Here is a 19,245-nt window from a genome sequence, read left to right as displayed (position 1 = left end):
TCTTAAATAAATATTATTTCATAGCTACTTTAGGAGCTTCTACTTTAGCAGTAGTATCAACTTTGGTAGTATCAGTGCTTCCTGCTGCACCTTCTGCTGGAGCTGGAGCAACTGCTGCTTTAATATCCTGAGCTAATGTAGCTTTTTCGCTTAACCATTTTTTATACTCTTCTGGTGTATCAACAACTATTTTCATTTGCATGTTGTAGTGAGATGTTCCACAAATTTTATTACAAAGTAATAAATAATCAAAAGTATAAGGGTCAAGAGCTGTTTCTCCTTTTGCAACTAGCTCAACACTTTTCTTAGAACGTAGTTCATTAATATGAGCAACTTTCTTTACCATGTACTCTAAGTCTCTATATTCTGCAGTTGTGTAAACTGGCGTGAAAGCAAATTCTGTAACCATACCAGGAACACAGTTCATTTGCGCTCTAAAGTGAGGCATGTAAGCTGAGTGTAATACGTCTTGTGAACGCATCTTGAAATGTACTTTCTTTCCTTTTGGTATATGTAATTCTGAAACCACAATATCATCTTGTGCATATGGATCAGACATATCAACTCCTAAAGTATTTACACCTTCGATTAATCTTACGTTAGCTTTACCTAAAACATTATCAGGTCCAGCATATCTTGCAGTCCATTTAAATTGTTGAGCATATAATTCGATAACAACTGTATCTTCATCTTTGTCAACAAACATAATATTATTCCAAGCATATAATCCGTAAAGAATTAATCCTGCCAAAACAACTGCTGGAATAACACTCCAAAGTGCCTCTAATCTATTATTATCAGCAAAGTATAATGCTTTCTTATCTTTTTCTCCTTTATATTTAAAAGAAAAATAATAAAGTAATCCTTGAGTTATAAATTGAACTACAAAAATCAAAACCCAAGTAATGTTCATAAGGCTATCAACCAAACTACCATGCTCAGAAGCTGGCGTGTGTAATACTAATGGCCCCCATTTTAACAATCCATATATTGTAAAAATATAAATGAATGCTAAAAATCCGAACATTAAATACCCTTGAACATTATTATCATTATCAGATGCAACCTGAGAATCGTCCGATTTTGCTCCTACCTGAGTAAGATCAAATATCTTGGTCAATTGCCATAATGCTACAGCTAATAAAACTAAAACTATAATTACCAACAAACTTGTCATCTGTTTATTTCTTTAAATATTAATAATGAAAATGTTTACTTTCTTCTATAAATGGATTTCTTTTTGGTAACAAAGGAGCTTTAGTTAATGCAGTGAAAACTACAAAAATAAATAAACCTAAGAAGAAAAGTACTGATGCAATTTCTGAAACACCAATGAACCATCTATCACCTACTGTACCAGGCATAATCATATTGAAGAAATCAAGATAATGTCCTAATAAAATTACAATTCCAGCCATAACAATTACCCAGCTAATTCTCTTGAAATCAGTATTGATTAAAATCAACAATGGGAAAAGAAAATTCATAACAACAGCTCCAAAGAAAGGAAGGTTATAAAGTTGAATTCTTGTAACAAAATAAGTTACCTCTTCAGGAATATTTGCATACCAAATCAACATGAATTGTGAGAACCATAAATAAGTCCAGAAAACACTAATACCAAACATAAATTTAGCAAGGTCATGAATATGGCTTGTATTAACATGCTCTAAATATCCTTTAGATTTCAAGTATACAGTCACTAATGCAATTGTAGTGATACCACTTACAAAGAAACTAGCAAACACATACCATCCAAACAATGTACTGTACCAGTGTGGATCGATAGACATAATCCAATCCCAAGACATAATAGACTCAGAAACGATAAAGAACACTAAGAATCCAGCAGTCATTTTGAAATTCTTTTTGTAGTTCAAATCATCTTTAGCTTCGTCTTGTGCAAGACATCTTTGTCTAGTATAGTAGTTATACAAATTCCATCCAATCAAGAATATTGCAGCTCTAATAATCCAAAAAGGAAAATTTAAATATCCTGCTTTATTAGCAATGATTGCATCGTAATTTGGGCTTTTAGGATCTGTTACTCCATCTCCTAACCATACAAACATATGGTTGAAGTGCAGTCCACAAAATACTAAAATTATAAAAAATATTACAGAACCTACAGGTAAGTAAGCAGTTATACCTTGCATAACTCTAAACAATACTGGAGACCATCCTGCTTGGGCAACTTGTTGAATAGCGTAAAATGCAAGAACTCCCATAGAAAGTAGCAAAAAGAAAATACAAGCAACATATAATGCTGACCATGGTTTATTTTGCAATTGGTGTAAAACATGGTTTAAATGTTTTGTATGCTCATCTGCAGCACCAACTTGAGCGTGTTCTTTTTTTCCTTCAGCATGTGCTTCATGAGCTGGCTCAGCAGTTTCATGAGTCGCTTCTCCATGACCACCATGAGACTCAGCAGCTAGTATTTTTTCAACTTCTTGAATATCTTTAGGTGCATTTAAAAAACCATACCCAATACCCAAAAGACCTACAGCCATTAAGATGAAAGAAAAAGTTTTTAATTTACTTGAAAATGTATACATATCTAATACGATCAGTTTGTTCAACAATTATTATAATTGGCTTTTTAGTTTTAGAACATAGTCAGCAACTAACCAACGTTCGTGAGTACTTAATTGATTTGCATGAGAACCCATTGCATTTAATCCGTAAGTCTCAACATGAAAAATACTTCCTTCAGTAATTACCCTGTCTTTATAACTAGGAACTCCAAGAAATTTTTCTCTTTCTACCAATTTACCTTTTCCATTTCCAGTTGCACCATGACAACTCATACAATAGATTTCAAAAAGTTCTTTTCCTTTTTCTGAATTTCTATCTAAAGAATCTAAAGGTGATTTCAAATTAGCTTTTGCTAATTCATAACCTGCTGTAGAATTCTCATATTCATAAGGTTCAAAACCTCTGTTAATAGTTCCTTTTACTGGAAGTTGACCTTCCTTTCCTCCTTTAAAAATATTAGCCTCTGCATATGGTTCATACGCTAAAGATTCATACATATTAGGGAAGTACTGATAGTTTGGTGCCGAATTATTGTGGCAAGATGAAACTAAAATAGTTATACCAACTAAAAGTGTTATTTTATATATACTTTTCATAGCTACAATTAATTCTTTTCTATTACTTTAACTTCTACAGCTCCCGTGTTTTGGAAAAAAGAAACTAATTCCTCTTCATTATCATTAACAGCGATTTCCATTAGGAAATGATCATCTGTTGTTCTTACATCAGGATTTTCTGCTTCTTTGAATGGCCATAATCTACTTCTCATATAAAAAGTGATTACCATTAAGTGAGCTGCGAAAAACACAGTCATTTCAAACATAATCGGCACGAATGCAGGCATGTTTTGAATGAAACTGAAACTTGGTTTTCCACCAATATCTTGAGGCCAGTCGTGAATCATAATATAACTCATCATCGTAGTCGCAACTGTTATACCAATACATCCGTATATAAAAGAACATATTGCTAATCTTGTTGGCGCTAAGCCCATTGCTTTATCCAATCCGTGTACCGGAAATGGAGTAAATACTTCTTCAATATGATGATGTGCAGCTCTAGTTTTCTTTACAGCATCCATCAAAATATCATCGTCATTATAAATGGCGTATATTACTTTATTACTCATGGTGTGAATCTTTATTTGCTCTTTCTCTAATGTAATTATCTCCTGTTCCTTTCAAAATAGTTTTCACCTCTGCCTGAGCAATAACTGGGAATGTTCTAGAGTAAAGTAAAAACAATACGAAGAAGAATCCAATTGTTCCGATGAAAATTCCAATATCAACAAATGTTGGTGAGAACATTGTCCAAGAAGATGGAAGGTAATCTCTATGTAAAGAAGTAACAATAATTACGAATCTTTCAAACCACATTCCAATGTTTACAACAATTGAAATTATAAATGAGAACATGATACTCGTTCTTAATTTTTTGAACCACATGAACTGTGGAGAAAAAACGTTACATGTCATCATTGACCAATATGCCCACCAGTAAGGTCCAGTAGCTCTGTTTAAGAATGCATATTGTTCGTATTCTACTCCTGAATACCAAGCTACAAATAACTCAGTAATATAAGCAACACCTACAATAGAACCCGTAATCATGATTACGATATTCATTAATTCGATGTGTTGAACTGTAATATAAGCTTCAAGATTAGAAACTTTTCTCATAATGATCAACAAGGTGTTTACCATTGCGAATCCAGAGAAAACCGCTCCTGCAACGAAGTAAGGAGGGAAAATTGTAGTATGCCATCCTGGAATTACAGATGTAGCAAAGTCCATAGATACAATTGTATGTACAGAAAGTACAAGTGGAGTAGCTAAACCTGCAAGTACTAAAGATACTTCTTCAAAACGTTGCCAGTCTTTTGCTCTACCGCTCCATCCAAAACTCAAGATAGAATAAACTCTTTTATTAAAAGGAGTAATTGCTCTATCACGTAGCATAGCAAAATCAGGTAGTAAACCAGTCCACCAGAAAACTAATGATACTGAAAGGTACGTAGAGATTGCAAAAACGTCCCAAAGTAATGGTGAGTTAAAGTTTACCCATAATGAACCAAATTGATTTGGTATAGGTAATACCCAGTATGCTAACCATGGACGTCCCATGTGAATAATTGGAAATAAACCTGCTTGTACAACAGAGAAAATTGTCATTGCTTCGGCAGAACGGTTAATCGCCATTCTCCAACGTTGACGGAAAAGTAATAATACTGCAGAAATCAAAGTTCCGGCGTGACCAATACCTACCCACCAAACAAAGTTTGTGATATCCCAAGCCCAACCAACTGTTTTATTTAATCCCCATGTTCCGATACCTGTAGATACGGTGTAAATTATACAGCCTAATCCCCAAAGGAAAGCTGTTAATGCGATTGTAAATACAATCCACCAATGTTTATTTGCTTTACCTTCAACAGGTGCAGCTACATCTACAGTTACATCGTGATAAGATTTATCACCTATAACTAAAGGTTTTCTAATGGGTGCTTCGTAGTGAGACGACATAATCCTTTATATTGTTTCTTAATTAATAATTTTTTGTACTAAGTATTTCTAACTTTAACGTGATAAATCACATTAGGTTTTGTTCCTACATGCTCTAATAAGTGATACATTCTATCATCAGCAGCTAGTTTAGTAACTTTGCTTTCTGTATCATTCACATCTCCAAATACCATAGCACCAGAAGAACAAGCATTAGAACAAGCTGTTTGGAATTCTCCATCAACGATAGCTCTACCCTCTTTCTTAGCATTTAATATTGTAGCTTGTGTCATTTGAATACACATAGAACATTTTTCCATAACTCCACGAGAACGAACGTTTACGTCTGGATTCAATACCATACGACCTAAATCATCATTCATGTGATAATCGAATTCACTGTTTTTGTTATACAAGAACCAGTTAAAACGACGTACTTTATATGGACAGTTGTTTGCACAGTAACGAGTACCAACACATCTGTTATAAGCCATTTGGTTTTGTCCTTGACGACCATGTGAAGTTGCAGCAACTGGACAAACAGTTTCACAAGGTGCATGATTACAATGTTGACACATAACCGGCTGGAAAGAAACTTGTGGATTATCTCCAGCTTTTTCCATTTCGTTAAATGTAGACAATGAACTTGACAATCCTGCTATATTTTCTTTTCTTTCGTTGTCTCCAGCAAAAGTACTTTCAGAAGAGTAGTATCTATCGATACGCAACCAGTGCATATCACGACTTCTTCTTACCTCGTCTTTACCTACAACTGGTACATTATTTTCAGCGTGACAAGCGATAACACAAGCCCCACATCCTGTACAAGCATTTAAATCAATTGAAAGATTAAAGTGATGTCCTGTAGAACGATCAAATGAATCCCATAAATCGACAGATGTAGCTGCTACTTCATTGTGATCTAAAGATACTTTTGGTTGTTCGTTCCAAAATTCAGCATCTTTAGTATTAAATATTTCAAGAGAAGTTTCTTTTATAATATCCCCTCTTCCCATTAAAGTTTTTTGACCTTGAACACAAGCAAACTCATGCTCTCCACTAGCTTTTGCAAGCTTAACAGATTGTACATCATTAAAACCTTTATATAAAGAGTAAGCATTTAAACCTACAATCATTTCTTCTTTTAGAGCAGCTTTACGTCCATAACCTAAAGCTAAACCAATAGTACCTACCGCTTGTCCTGGTTGAACAATTACTGGTACGTTTTCTAATTTTACTCCATCAGCAGTTGTAATAGTAGCATAACTTCCGTTTAAACCTCCATTAGCAACAATTTCATTAGACATTTGTAACTTCTTAGCATCAGCATTAGAAACAGTTACATAATTATCCCAAGAAACTCTAGTGATTGGATCTGGAAACTCTTGCAACCAAGGATTGTTTGCTTGTTGTCCATCTCCCATTCCTGTTTTAGTATATAATACTAATTCGAAATCACCAGAAGCTTTAGATTGTGATACTGCATTTGCAGCAGCACTATAATCAACAGAACCTGCAGAAAGTGCCGAAGCAGTTCCAACAAAAATACCATCGTGTAAAACTTTATTCCAAGTAGAACCTGCAATTATTCCAGAAGCATTTGCTTTGATATAATCGTAGAATGTTCCAGAATTTCCTGTTAGAGATAACAAAACATCTTGAAATTGTTTTGTATCAAATATAGGACGAATAGTCGGTTGAGTAAGACCATAAGTTCCTTTTGTAATAGATACATCGTTCCAAGCCTCTAAGTAATGAGGAACTGGAGCAGCAATTGTTGCAAGCTCAGCAGTTTCATCTTGTTTTAAAGAGAAAGCAACAGATGTTTTTACTTTTTTCAATCCTGCAACGAAAGATTCGCTATCTGCTAATGTATAAACTGGATTAACTCCACTCATAAGTAATGTATGAACGCTACCTGCTTTCATATCATTAATTAATTGAGCTACTTTAGCATCAGATCCTTTTCTTATTTGTCTTGTTTCAGAAGTTGTAAAAGCCTCACTCACCAACGCTTGGTTGATAGCTAAAACTAATAACTGAGCATTTTTATCTTGAATTCCTGATACTAATACTCCTTTTGAACCAGCAGCTTTTAATTGTTGAGCTGCTTTAGTTACTTCTGCTTTAAACTGACTGTCTAAATTAACAGCTACAGAAGAACCTGTTACAACATTATATATATGAACTAATGCTTGTTTTTGATTTGCAGTCGACATAGGTAAACGCTTATCAGCAGCAGCACCAGACAAAGTCATATTTGCTTCTAATTGGAAGTGACGAGACATTTTTCCATTTCTAGGAATACGTCCTTGTGCATAACCTGAGTCATACCCTCCTCCTTGCCAATCTCCCAAGAAGTCAGCTCCTACCGAAACGATAAGTGAAGCTTTTGAGAAATCGTAATTAACTAAAGCTCTTTCACCATAAACTGTTTCAAATGCATCCAAAGCAGATGATGACGATACCGCATCATAAACAACATGTTTTGCATTAGGGTTTTTAGCTATAAACTCAGCAATTAATTTTTCAGTAGATGGACTTGCCAAAGTATTTGTTAATAATACAATTTGACCACCTTTAGCATTCGCCTCAGCAATACTAGATTTAATTTTTAAATCAACAGCAGACCAAGTTGAATTTTTTCCTTCCAATTTAGGTTCTTTCAAACGCATACTATCATATAATGATAATATAGACGCATGGATTCTAGCATTGGCTGAAAATTTCGCTCCTGAAATTGTGTTATTGTCAATTTTAATAGGACGCCCTTCACGTGTTTTTACTAAAAGATTAGCAAAATCGAAACCATCAAAAACAGTTGTTGCATAATAATCAGCTACACCTGGTATGATTTGTTCTGGTTGCAGTACATAAGGTATCGATTTGTGAACAGGGCCTTCGCAAGCTGCAAGCGTAACTGCTGCAGTACTAAACCCAACGTACTTTAAAAAGTCACGACGTGAAGTTGAAGACGATGCTAATGCATCTGCATTTCCTAAAAATTCATCAGTAGGAATTTCTTCAACAAATTCGTTATTTCTAAGCGCCTCAACAATAGAACTATTTTCGTCTAGCTCTTCAACACTTTTCCAGTATTTTTTGTTTGATGACATTGTATATAAATATTAAAATCTTAATAATTTGATTAATAGTGGCATTTACCACACTCTAAACCTCCCATTTGCGCTGCAGTTAATTTCTCTACACCGTATTTTTTAGAAAGCTCTTCATGTATTTTAGCATAATACTCGTTTCCTTCCATCTTAACATCAGTTTTTCTATGGCAATCAATACACCATCCCATTGTTAATTTAGAATACTGTTTCATGATTTCATACTCTTGTACTGGACCGTGACAAGTTTGACATTCGATACCAGCAACCGAAACGTGTTGTGAGTGATTAAAGTATACAAAATCAGGTAAATTATGAATACGAACCCATTTTACTGGTTGTGTTTTCCCTGTATATGTTTGAGTAGCTTTATCCCATCCAACTGCATTATACAATTTTTGGATTTGCTCATCATAGAATGCTTTGCTGTACTCAGGAGTAGCAGTAGATTCAGCAACCTCTGATATGTTTTTATGACAGTTCATACAAACATTCAAAGAAGGAATACCAGCAGTCCTACTTACACGAGCAGCAGAGTGACAATATTTACAATTGATTTCGTTATCTCCTGCGTGAATTTTGTGAGAATAGTGAATTGGCTGAATTGGCTCATAATTCTGATCTACACCTACTTGCATTAAGTAAGCATACACAAAATAACCACTTGCCAATAACAGGAATATAGAAGCAACTAAAACCAAAAATTGATTTCTAGCAAACGCTTTCCATAATGAAACTCTTGGCTCTTTTGGAGCAACATCGATTCCATTTGCTTTCGCAACTTTTCTTAATACATTGTTTACTAAGTAAAGCATCACTACTAACATACCCATTACCAGAGCAAGTGCCCCTAGGATTACGCTATTAGAAATAGCCCCACTTTCACCTCCTGTACCCGGAACAGCAGCAGTTGCCGTTGGAGTTTTAGGCTCAGCCTTAGGCTCAGAAGTATAAGCAATAATGTTATCAATATCCCCTGTTGATAATTGAGGAAATGGAGTCATCACTGCTTTGTTGTGATCAGCAAAAAGCTTCACAGCAACTGGGTCACCTGATTTAATCAAATCAGAGCTATTATGAATCCACTTGTACAACCAAGCTTTATCATGTTTTGCCGACACGCCTCTTAATTCAGGACCTGTCGATTTCCCATCTAGTTTATGACATGCAGCACAATTTGCATTAAAAAGTTCTTTACCCTTTACCGGATCACCTCCCTGAGTTGCTACAGTAGCAGCAGCATCAGGCGCTGCTGGAGCAGCAGCATCTTGTGCAAATGAAGTTAGCGAGAAAATTAACGTTAGCCCTAAGCTTAAAAATAATTTCCTTGAGATCGAATTATGGTTACCCACCTTTTCCATATTGTATAATGATTATCTACTAAAATTTGGTACGGTTTTTTCTGTATACGAATTACACAAAAAAGAATACCTTCTTTTAAAACTTGCACAAAAATACAATTTAAGAACTATTCTCAAAACCTTAAAATAGTCTTAAATACCAATTTATATCAATTCTAAATAATTTTTCTAATATCTATTTATATATTAAATACTATTTTTGCATAAAAACCATCACATTATGAGAATTTTAACCCCTAGAAGGAAAACACTTTACACATCATTACTACTAGTTTTGGCATATAACATTAACGCACAAGATCAAAACATTGCACTAAACCAAGACCCCAAATTCGAGCAATTATTGAATGAAAAACGTAAAATTAACCCGTCAATTAGCGTTAACGACAGTTACAAAATCCAGATTTTTAGCGGCAAGAGTGAAGAAGCAAAAAAAACACTGATTGACTTCAAACAAGAGTTCAAAAACATCGATGGAACAATAATTTTCAACACCCCAAACTATAAAGTTATGGTTGGAAATTTTAAAAGTAAAATTGAAGCTGAGAGAAATTTAGCCGACATAAAAAAGAGATATAAAAATGTATTTCTTATCAAACCAGGCAAATAAAATCATCATTTTAACACATAAGAAAAAGACAAAATCCATTCAACTTGAATGGATTTTGTCTTTTTTATTAGCCTTAACTAAAGGCAGTTTTATTTTACCAAATAACTCTAAAAAACTACCCAAATCACACATATTCAAATAGATAAAACTTAAAAATCTAGAATTCTTAATCAATACAACCCTTCCTTTAAGCTCATTATTTCCAAATACCAACCATCCTCATTCTCGCCCAATTCTTAGGTACAATTATTATTATCCCCCATTAAAAACAAACTCCATTCTTAAAGTATATTATTCTTGTATTGCCTCACTTCTTTTTTAGCCGCAGCCAAATCTTTTTGAAAATCTGCATTATCTCTAAGCCTATCCACAGTTACCTTACCCATCACCCTACCCATTTCTACATCGCTATACCAATGCGCATGACAAATAATACGGCTTTCGCCAAAATCATACCCTCGTTCCAAAATCATTTTTTCATTCTCAGGGAAAATTTCTTTAAATACTAATGCCCACGCCCACCCTACAGCAGTATGACCAGAAGGAAATGAACCAACTTTACGAAGAACTTCCTCTTGCTCCGGAGTACAAGTTTTGACATTATTCATCACAAATGGACGCTCTCTGTTATAATGATTTTTAGCCGCATAGGTTGACAAACCTGCATCTGTCATTATTCTACGCATAAGTATATAAAGCTTAGGAGTCTTTTCTTCACTAATTACAATCCCTAAAGTTGATTCAAAAGATTTTGCCGCTGCGGGAAAAGAGAGATTAGCATCCTTCTTAGCTTGCATGAATCGCATATCATCATAAGATTCAACTGCTCTTTTTGCATATTCTAAATCAATAGAAAAAGACGCAGAAGTATATTCTGGAGGTGGCGGTAACAACATTAAACTATTTGGCATTTCTTCCTCAGACAAATACCCCTGTAACAAACCTGGCATAACTTCTCTTAGCTGCTCAACATTTGTAAAATTGTAAGCAACATTTTTTGAATTAACTTTAAAAGACGTTAATCCCTTAATAATATGAAATATTTTAAACCTCATAAAAAACTTGATTAAAAACATTTACACCACAAAAGCTCCTTTAACACAACAAAAGCATTTTCATGATAAAAATTCCTTAACCCATTTTAATTTATACCATATAAAACAAAACACATTTGATTACCAATACTCCTATAATTTAGAGTACAAATAACAAGTAACACTTATATAAAGGACGGAATAATACTTTTGTCGCTTCTAAACATATTTCATCTTTCTGTTTCATATTCTAATTTGCAACCTATCCATTCTTAATATTTACGTTTTATATCAATAAACTACTGAATTTTGTAGTCACATTCACATAATTAACTTTTACCTAATACAACTAAGCCAACATCTTAAAAAAACATAATCATGAAATCAAAAGTTTTTTCAACAAGCGCACTGTTATTTGGAATGTTATTACTGCCAATTCTAGCATGTTCACAAGAAGAAGTCGCTAGTCTGCCAAATGAGCCTTTTAACAGCTCTCTTTATAGTCTAGACCCTCAAGATTTAACAATAGAAGAAGGATCCATTAATGATTTCAATTCCTTCAAAAAACAAAAACCTACTCCGCCATGGTTTGTTAAGCGCTTTAAGGTTACTGCTGGTATTTTTTTTCCTATAAACAACACTAAGGTTGAAGTAGGAAATCAAAATCATACTTTTGGAACAACAATAGATTTTGAAGATGATTTAGGCTTCCGCGAATCAACAACTACTTTCTTAGCTAATTTACAATGGCGAATATCTCGTAGATCAAGATTAGACCTCAGTTACTTTAACCTAAATCGTGATTCTCATCATACACTACAAAAAGATATCGAGTTTAAAGATCATACCTATACCGTTAATTCAGACATTACAGCCTTTTTTGATACGAATATCTATATGATTTCATATGGCTACGCATTTCTTACTAGTCCGAAATATGAATTAGGCTTAATGCTTGGAGTACACGTTCTAAAAAGTGATGTCGGTATCAACTTCGAAGGAAATACCGCAAGTATTGGCTATGAAGATAGCTTTGGTTTTACCGCTCCTCTACCAGATATAGGAATATGGGGTGGGTATGCTTTTACAGATAGACTAGCTCTCAATGGTAATATTAGTTACCTTTCAGTAAAAATAGACAACATAGACGGAAAAATCATTAGTTACAATTTCTCCCTCATGTATGAAGTCGTAAAGAACTTAGATCTCGCTTTAGGTTATACAGGACTAAACTTCACTGTAGATGCAGAAAAAAACAGAGCACAAGGTTATTTAAAATGGGGATATAACGGACCTTCTTTAACCGTATCTTATTCTTTTGGTAAAAAGAAATTCTAGCACATAACAAAAAAATCCCGACAAGTCGGGATTTTTTTTTGAAAATATAAAATTCTATTTCAATTTCTTTTTGATTGCTACTTCATGGTAAGCCTCGATCACATCACGCTCTTCGATATCATTGAAGTTCTTAATTTGAATACCACAATCGTATCCTTTAGAAACTTCTTTAACATCGTCTTTGAAACGTTTCAATGCCAATAACTCTCCAGTAAATACTACAACACCTTCTCTAATAATTCTGATTTTAGAGTTTCTTGCAATTTTACCATCCATCACCATACATCCTGCAATAGATCCAACTTTAGAAATTTTGAATATCTCTCTAATTTCTGCAGTTCCAAGAATTTCCTCTTTCATTTCAGGAGCTAACATTCCTTCCATTGCATCTTTTAAGTCATCGATAGCAGCATAAATAATAGAGTAGTAACGGATATCGATTTCTTCTTTATCTGCTAACTGTCTTGCATTTCCTGCTGGACGAACATTAAATCCGATAATAATCGCATCTGATGCAGAAGCCAACATAACGTCAGTTTCAGTAATCGCTCCAACTCCTTTATGGATAATATTAATTTGAATTTCTTCAGTAGACAATTTAGAGAACGAATCAGATAATGCTTCAACAGAACCATCCACGTCACCTTTAAGAATCACGTTCAATTCTTTAAATTGACCAAGGGCAATACGACGACCAATTTCGTCTAATGTAATATGTCTTTGTGTACGTACAGATTGTTCACGCATTAATTGAGAACGTTTAGACGCAATTTGTTTTGCTTCTTTTTCATCTTCAAATACATTAAACTTATCACCTGCAGTTGCCGCACCATCTAAACCTAAAACAGATACTGGAGTTGACGGACCAGCTTCTAGAACTGTATGCCCTCTTTCATCATGCATGGCTTTAATTTTACCATGATGTTTTCCAGCTAGCATATAATCTCCAATTTTAAGCGTTCCGTGTTGTACTAAGATAGTCGAAACATATCCTTTTCCTTTATCTAAGAAAGCCTCAACAACAGTTCCCTGTGCTGCTTTATTAGGGTTTGATTTTAAATCTAAAATCTCAGCCTCTAATAATACTTTTTCTAATAAGTCTTTAACACCTAATCCTGTTTTTGCAGAAATATCATGCGATTGGATTTTTCCTCCCCAATCTTCTACAAGTAAATTCATACTTGCCAATCTTTCTTTAATTTTCTCAGGGTTAGCATTTGGCTTATCAACTTTATTTATAGCAAATATAATTGGTACCCCTGCAGCTTGTGCGTGAGAAATCGCCTCTTTTGTTTGTGGCATGATATCATCATCCGCCGCAATTACAATAATAGCAATATCGGTAACTTGAGCTCCACGTGCACGCATCGCGGTAAACGCCTCGTGACCTGGTGTATCTAAAAATGCGATTTTTTGACCATTATCCAATGTTACACCGTATGCTCCAATGTGTTGTGTAATTCCTCCAGACTCACCAGCGATAACATTTTCTTTACGGATATAATCCAGTAAAGATGTTTTACCGTGATCGACGTGACCCATTACAGTAACAATTGGCGCTCTTACAACTAAATCTTCTTCTTTATCTGCAACTACTTCGATAGCTTCTTCGATATCTACAGTAATAAACTCAACTTCATAACCAAACTCATCGGCTACAATAGTTAATGTTTCTGCATCAAGACGCTGGTTCATGGTAACCATGATACCAAGTGACATACAAGTACCAATAACTTTAGTAATTGGCACATCCATCATAATTGCAATTTCACCTACAGTAACAAACTCAGTAACTTTAATAGTTTTACTTCCTTCGTCTAAAGCTCTTTGCTCATCATCAGATTTCTGACGGTGTGTGTCTCTCTTATCCCTACGGTATTTAGCAGCTTTTGATTTTCCACCTTTACCTTGTAGTTTTTCAAGCGTTTCTCTAATTTGGTTTTTTACTTCCTCTTCAGTAGGCTCTACTTTTGCAACAATTGCAGGACGGTTTCCTTTTACAAAACCTGGTCTTGCACTTCTGTTAGCATTAAATCCTCCTCCAGCTCCTCCTGTATTTGGAGTAATTTTATTAGGATTTGGTGTTCCTGGTGGCGTTGCCGGTCTAGGCGCACCTGGCTTAGGAGCAATTCTTTTACGCTTATTTTTATTAGCGTTATTTGCAGCTGCTCCTGGAGCTCCTGGTTTATTAGGAGTTATCTTTGGATCTTCTTTCTTCTTTTTAGGCTTATTAAATTGAGATAAATCAATTGTTTGACCAGTAAGAGTAGTACCAGATAATTTTTGATATTGTGTTGTTATCGATTCTTCAACAGGAGGCGTAACTGGAGCAACAGGTTCTGCTTTTACAACAGGTTCCTTTACTGGAGCAACTACAACTGGCTTAGACTCTTTTTTCTCAACAACTTTCTCAACAACAGGTTTTTCTTCTTTTTTCTCAGCAACAGGAACTGGTGGTTGTACAGGTTGAACTACCTCTTTTTGAACAGGTTTTTCTTGCTTTACAACTTCCTTAGGTATTTCAACTTTTTCTGGCTCTGCTACTGAAGGAGTGTTTGGAATAATTGCAGGCTTTTTCGGATTTAAATCAATTTTACCAACTTGAACTGGACCAGTTACAACAGCTCTCGCTTTTATAACCTCTTGTTGTTTTTGGCGCTCTTCGTCTTGTTTGCGTTTGTCTTCAATTTCTTTTTCGCGTTCTACACGCAATGCTTCTTTCTCTTTTCTCTTTTCCTCACCAACTTCTTTAGAAGCCTCCTTATTTCCCTTATCGCCCGCAAATTGGCTTTGTAGGATATTAAATTCCTGATTAGAAATTTTTGCGTTTGGATTTGCATCAATAGCAATTCCCTTATCTTTTAGATAATCCACAGCTCTTTCTAATGAAATATTTAATTCCCTTAAAACCTTGTTTATTCTTATTACTCTCTCTTCAGACATAAAACCTTTTTATTATTACCTATTCGTTGTGTTGTGAGAAAGATAGACTAACTATCAAACTCTTCTTTTAGTATTCGCATTACATCTAAAATCGTTTCCTCTTCTAGGTCTGTTCTTCTTACTAAATCTTCTACTTCTTGTTTTAAAATACTTTTTGCAGTATCTAATCCTATTTTAGCAAACTCTTCGATAACCCAATCTTCGATTTCATCAGAGAACTCAGTTAATTCTACGTCATCGTCTTCACCGCTTGCTACATCACCTTCTCTAATAACATCAAGCTCATAACCTGTTAATTGGCCAGCCAGTTTAATGTTATGACCACCTCTACCGATAGCTTTAGAAACTTCTTCTAATTTCAAGAAAACTTCGGCTCTTTTTGTTTCTTCATTAATCTTAATTGAAGATACTTTTGCAGGACTTAAAGCCCTGGTAATATATAATTGAATGTTACTAGTATAATTAATAACATCTATATTTTCGTTTCCTAACTCACGTACAATTCCGTGAATACGAGATCCCTTCATACCTACACAAGCTCCAACTGGGTCAATTCTGTCATCATAAGAATCTACCGCTACTTTTGCTTTTTCACCAGGAATCCTAACTACATTTTTAACTGTAATTAAACCGTCGAAAACTTCAGGAATTTCTTGTTCAAACAATTTCTCTAAAAACTTCTCAGAAGTTCTAGACATAATAATTTGAGGTTTATTCCCTTTTAATTCAACACTTTCAATAATACCACGAACGTTATCTCCTTTACGGAAAAAGTCAGATGGGATTTGTTTTTCTTTTGGTAAAACAATTTCATTTCCTTCATCATCGACCAAAATTACAACTCTTGGGCGAACATGATGCACTTCGGCAGTATAAATATCTCCAATAATATCTTTAAATTGCTTGTAAAGATTTGTATTATCGTGTTCATGTATTTTAGAAATAAGGTTTTGACGCAAAGCTAAAATAGCTCTTCTACCTAAATCAATTAATTTTACTTCTTCAGAAACTTCTTCACCAATTTCAAAATCCGCTTCAATTCTTCTTGCTTCAGTCAAAGTAATTTCTTCATTTTCAAAATCTAGATCTTCGTCGGCAACGATTACTCTTCTTCTCCAAATTTCCATATCTCCCTTATCAGGATTTATGATAATATCGAAGTTATCATCTGAACCGTATTTTTTCTTCAATGCATTTCTAAATACATCTTCTAAAATTGCCATAAGCGTTACACGATCAATAAGTTTATCATCTTTAAACTCTGAGAATGAATCGATTAATGCTAAATTTTCCATGCGAATTCTTTAATTAAAATGTTACTGTAACAATTGCCTCTTTAATTTCTGTATAAGGTATTTGTTGCTCTTTTTGAACTGTTTCTTTTCCTTTTCCTATTTTCTTAGGTTCTCTTGCTTCCCAAGACAAAATTATGAAATCTTCATTAGCATCAACTAATTCAGCCTCAATTTTTTCACCATTAGTATTCACAATCAATGTTCTACCAATGTTCTTCTTGTATTGTCTAACCATTTTTAATGGTGAACCAACTCCTACCGAAGCCACTTCCAAAGAAAAATCTTGTTCTTCTCTGTCCAAATTATTCTCAATAGCACGGCTAACATCAATACAGTCTTGCAAGAGCACACCATTATCTCCATCCAAAGATACAATTATCTTGAAAGCATCGGTAATGGTTAAGTCTATTAAAAAAATTGATGGTTTTTCTAAGAGACCTTCAGCTATTAATACGTTTACTTTTTCTTTAAATGTCATACTTTTATAAAAAGAGGGGACATTTAGTCCCCTCATTATTTAGATTTTAATAAATAACGGTGCAAATATAGTGTTTTTTTATAAATCAAAATAAATTGATTGCTGTAAAAATATTTCTTATCTTTATTAAAGCATTAAAATAAATGATTTTTCACATAATTTAACACCACAAAGTTATGAAACGCATTTTAGTTCCTACCGATTTTTCTGAGCATGCAGAAGACGCTTTAAAAGCCGCTGCACAAATCGCTAAAAAAAATAACTCTGAGATAATCATACTTCATACACTAGAATTACCTAGCCAAATGAATGATGCAATTACTGGCGGAATCAGCATCCCTGAGACCATGTTATTTATGAAAAAAGCCAACGAAATGCTTTCTAAAATCACCGAGAGACCCTACCTAGACGGACTTACAATAACTGAGATGGTAAAACTCGACAGACCAGCTGAAGGAATTGCAAAAGTAAGTAATGAACATGAAATCGACTTAATCGTTATGGGCTCACATGGCTCTTCTGGATTTGAAGAATTACTTATAGGATCGAATACTGAAAAAGTAGTTCGCCATTCTGAAATTCCAGTTTTGGTCATTAAAAAACACATGGAAACTTTTAAAACTACAAATTTTGTTTTTGCTTCAGATTTCTCAAAAGAAACTGAAAAACCTTTTAAAAAATTGATTGAATTTACCAAATTCTTCGATTCTAAATTACATTTAGTCATGATTTGCACTCCAAATAGTTTCAAACCGACTCATGTTGCCGAAAAAATAATGAATGATTTTATCGCCCCATTCAATCTTAATAATTATTCAACCAACATTTACAACGACACTAATATAGAAAACGGTATTATAAATTTCTCTAATAGTGTTGACGCTGATTTAATCGGAATGTGCACACATGGAAGAACTGGATTCGCACACTTCTTTAACGGAAGCATTAGCGAAGATTTAGTAAATCATGCGATCCGCCCAGTAATAACTTTTAAAATTTAAGAACACAATCACCATTAACACAAAAGCTTCTCAATTGAGAAGCTTTTGTGTTAATAATTTTAGACTTAAAGAATTTCAATGCGTTCCTTTATGCTACTGCATTTAGTAATGGAGCAATAATAGGCTCTAAAACAACTATTAGCTTTCCAACTTCATCCAGCAAACCTCCCCCTTGTACTTGTTTCATTTCAGAAGAATCTAACTTCTCAAACTCAAATTTTTTTAAATTGTCCATAATTTTAATTTTTATAATTATTATTTAGTTAAACAAAAATAAACTACAGTATTTTTTATTAGATCAAATATACATAAAATATTGACAATCAAGAAGTTAATTGCAAAATTATTATTATTTCGAGATAAAAACTATATTATTTAGCCATGAAACACAATTAAATAATTGTAAAAAACCGTATCACAGAAGTGTATTCTAAATCAATTTGTTAAAAAAATTAACTTCAGATATATAGAATATCATTTACTTTACTTTGTAATCGCATAGATTTTGGGATTGATCTCAAAACAACATTACTATTTATAATTTACAGCAGCTCGCTGTAAAATATACAAAATGAGAAACCTAAATTTCTCATTTTTAGCATTTTTTCAAAATACTCTAATTCAATAACTTAAATTACATCAATCAATTACATCAACTGCATTATTCAATAGCCCCCCCTAAGTTGAAGAAGCTTGAACTCATCACCGATAAGATTACCAACAGGTTTTACTAAACGACTCAATATCCTCCCTCCTTGTACTTCTTTCATTTCTGAAGAATCCATCTTCGCAAATTTGATTTTTTTTTTAAAATTGTCCATAATTTTGATTTTTAGAATTATTATTTAGTTAAAACAAAAATGAACTGCAGTATTTTTTTTGCCGAATCAAATATACATAAAACACTAGTAGACAGGTAGTTGTGTTGAGAAATATCATTTTTTAAGACATGAACATTACTAAAGAAATACAAAAAAAACTTGTTGACCCGAAGTGCGATCAAATAGAAGAAATTTTAGCATATAATCAA

15 protein-coding genes are annotated in these 19,245 nt (G+C 33.8%); 3 read left to right on the top strand and 12 right to left on the bottom strand.

Annotation, left to right across the window (positions count from 1 at the left end; all coding sequences use genetic code 11):
• Nucleotides 1-13: 13 nt before the first annotated feature.
• From B8T70_RS11065 to B8T70_RS11035, 7 genes are read right to left on the bottom strand one after another with little or no spacing between them, the layout of a single operon-like run.
• A complete protein-coding gene (locus B8T70_RS11065; RefSeq protein ID WP_039111896.1) occupies nucleotides 14-1,177 on the bottom strand; it encodes a cytochrome c oxidase subunit II in 1,164 nt (387 codons plus the stop codon).
• Between the two features lie 19 nt (nucleotides 1,178-1,196).
• Nucleotides 1,197-2,558, bottom strand: coding sequence for a quinol:cytochrome C oxidoreductase (locus tag B8T70_RS11060; RefSeq protein ID WP_086894885.1), 1,362 nt, complete (start codon nucleotides 2,556-2,558; stop codon nucleotides 1,197-1,199).
• 30 nt (nucleotides 2,559-2,588) lie between these two features.
• Entirely contained in the window at nucleotides 2,589-3,134 is a 546-nt protein-coding gene (locus tag B8T70_RS11055) for a cytochrome c (protein ID WP_039119291.1), read from the bottom strand.
• A gap of 8 nt (nucleotides 3,135-3,142) precedes the next feature.
• Nucleotides 3,143-3,667: a DUF3341 domain-containing protein gene (locus B8T70_RS11050; RefSeq protein ID WP_039111893.1), complete on the bottom strand. Its 525-nt coding sequence runs from the start codon at nucleotides 3,665-3,667 to the stop codon at nucleotides 3,143-3,145.
• The gene (nrfD, locus tag B8T70_RS11045; RefSeq protein WP_039111892.1) at nucleotides 3,660-5,060 is read right to left on the bottom strand and encodes an NrfD/PsrC family molybdoenzyme membrane anchor subunit; all 1,401 of its coding nucleotides are present in this window, start codon (nucleotides 5,058-5,060) and stop codon (nucleotides 3,660-3,662) included. Before nrfD ends, B8T70_RS11050 begins: the two co-directional genes overlap by 8 nt.
• A gap of 38 nt (nucleotides 5,061-5,098) precedes the next feature.
• Nucleotides 5,099-8,155: a TAT-variant-translocated molybdopterin oxidoreductase gene (locus B8T70_RS11040; RefSeq protein WP_086894884.1), complete on the bottom strand. Its 3,057-nt coding sequence runs from the start codon at nucleotides 8,153-8,155 to the stop codon at nucleotides 5,099-5,101.
• Nucleotides 8,156-8,187: 32 nt separating this feature from the next.
• A complete protein-coding gene (locus B8T70_RS11035; RefSeq protein WP_039111890.1) occupies nucleotides 8,188-9,516 on the bottom strand; it encodes a c-type cytochrome in 1,329 nt (442 codons plus the stop codon).
• Between the two features lie 220 nt (nucleotides 9,517-9,736).
• Here B8T70_RS11035 and B8T70_RS11030 point away from each other — a divergent pair, with 220 nt between their 5' ends.
• The gene (locus B8T70_RS11030; protein WP_039111889.1) at nucleotides 9,737-10,126 is read left to right on the top strand and encodes an SPOR domain-containing protein; all 390 of its coding nucleotides are present in this window, start codon (nucleotides 9,737-9,739) and stop codon (nucleotides 10,124-10,126) included.
• Nucleotides 10,127-10,407: 281 nt separating this feature from the next.
• On the opposite strand, the gene B8T70_RS11025 is transcribed toward B8T70_RS11030, so the two are convergent.
• Nucleotides 10,408-11,181, bottom strand: coding sequence for a phosphatase PAP2 family protein (locus B8T70_RS11025; RefSeq protein ID WP_086894887.1), 774 nt, complete (start codon nucleotides 11,179-11,181; stop codon nucleotides 10,408-10,410).
• Between the two features lie 399 nt (nucleotides 11,182-11,580).
• On the opposite strand from B8T70_RS11025, the gene B8T70_RS11020 reads away from it, so the two are divergent.
• Complete coding sequence (locus tag B8T70_RS11020) at nucleotides 11,581-12,498, top strand: hypothetical protein (RefSeq protein WP_123912104.1); 918 nt, start codon at nucleotides 11,581-11,583, stop codon at nucleotides 12,496-12,498.
• Between the two features lie 54 nt (nucleotides 12,499-12,552).
• On the opposite strand, the gene infB is transcribed toward B8T70_RS11020, so the two are convergent.
• The 3 genes from infB to rimP are packed head-to-tail and all read right to left on the bottom strand — an operon-like array spanning nucleotide 12,553 to nucleotide 17,214.
• Complete coding sequence (gene infB / locus B8T70_RS11015; protein ID WP_039119292.1) at nucleotides 12,553-15,441, bottom strand: translation initiation factor IF-2; 2,889 nt, start codon at nucleotides 15,439-15,441, stop codon at nucleotides 12,553-12,555.
• 47 nt (nucleotides 15,442-15,488) lie between these two features.
• Nucleotides 15,489-16,736 (bottom strand): transcription termination factor NusA, encoded by a 1,248-nt coding sequence (nusA, locus tag B8T70_RS11010; RefSeq protein ID WP_035623592.1) that lies wholly within the window; start codon nucleotides 16,734-16,736, stop codon nucleotides 15,489-15,491.
• 13 nt (nucleotides 16,737-16,749) lie between these two features.
• Nucleotides 16,750-17,214, bottom strand: a complete 465-nt coding sequence (gene rimP / locus B8T70_RS11005) for a ribosome assembly cofactor RimP (RefSeq protein WP_035623815.1) — start codon at nucleotides 17,212-17,214, stop codon at nucleotides 16,750-16,752.
• Between the two features lie 176 nt (nucleotides 17,215-17,390).
• Here rimP and B8T70_RS11000 point away from each other — a divergent pair, with 176 nt between their 5' ends.
• Nucleotides 17,391-18,215 carry a universal stress protein gene (locus B8T70_RS11000; protein ID WP_086894881.1) on the top strand — a complete coding sequence of 275 codons (825 nt, stop codon included), beginning with the start codon at nucleotides 17,391-17,393 and terminating at the stop codon, nucleotides 18,213-18,215.
• 88 nt (nucleotides 18,216-18,303) lie between these two features.
• Here B8T70_RS11000 and B8T70_RS23795 read toward each other — a convergent pair whose 3' ends face one another.
• Nucleotides 18,304-18,450 (bottom strand): hypothetical protein, encoded by a 147-nt coding sequence (locus B8T70_RS23795; protein ID WP_165763204.1) that lies wholly within the window; start codon nucleotides 18,448-18,450, stop codon nucleotides 18,304-18,306.
• Nucleotides 18,451-19,245 lie beyond the last annotated feature (795 nt).

The organism is Flavobacterium sp. AJR (assembly GCF_002156885.1).
Classification (GTDB): Bacteria; Bacteroidota; Bacteroidia; order Flavobacteriales; family Flavobacteriaceae; genus Flavobacterium.
Note: the sequence above shows the minus strand (reverse complement) of the source record. Positions and strands in the feature narration are given on the sequence as shown.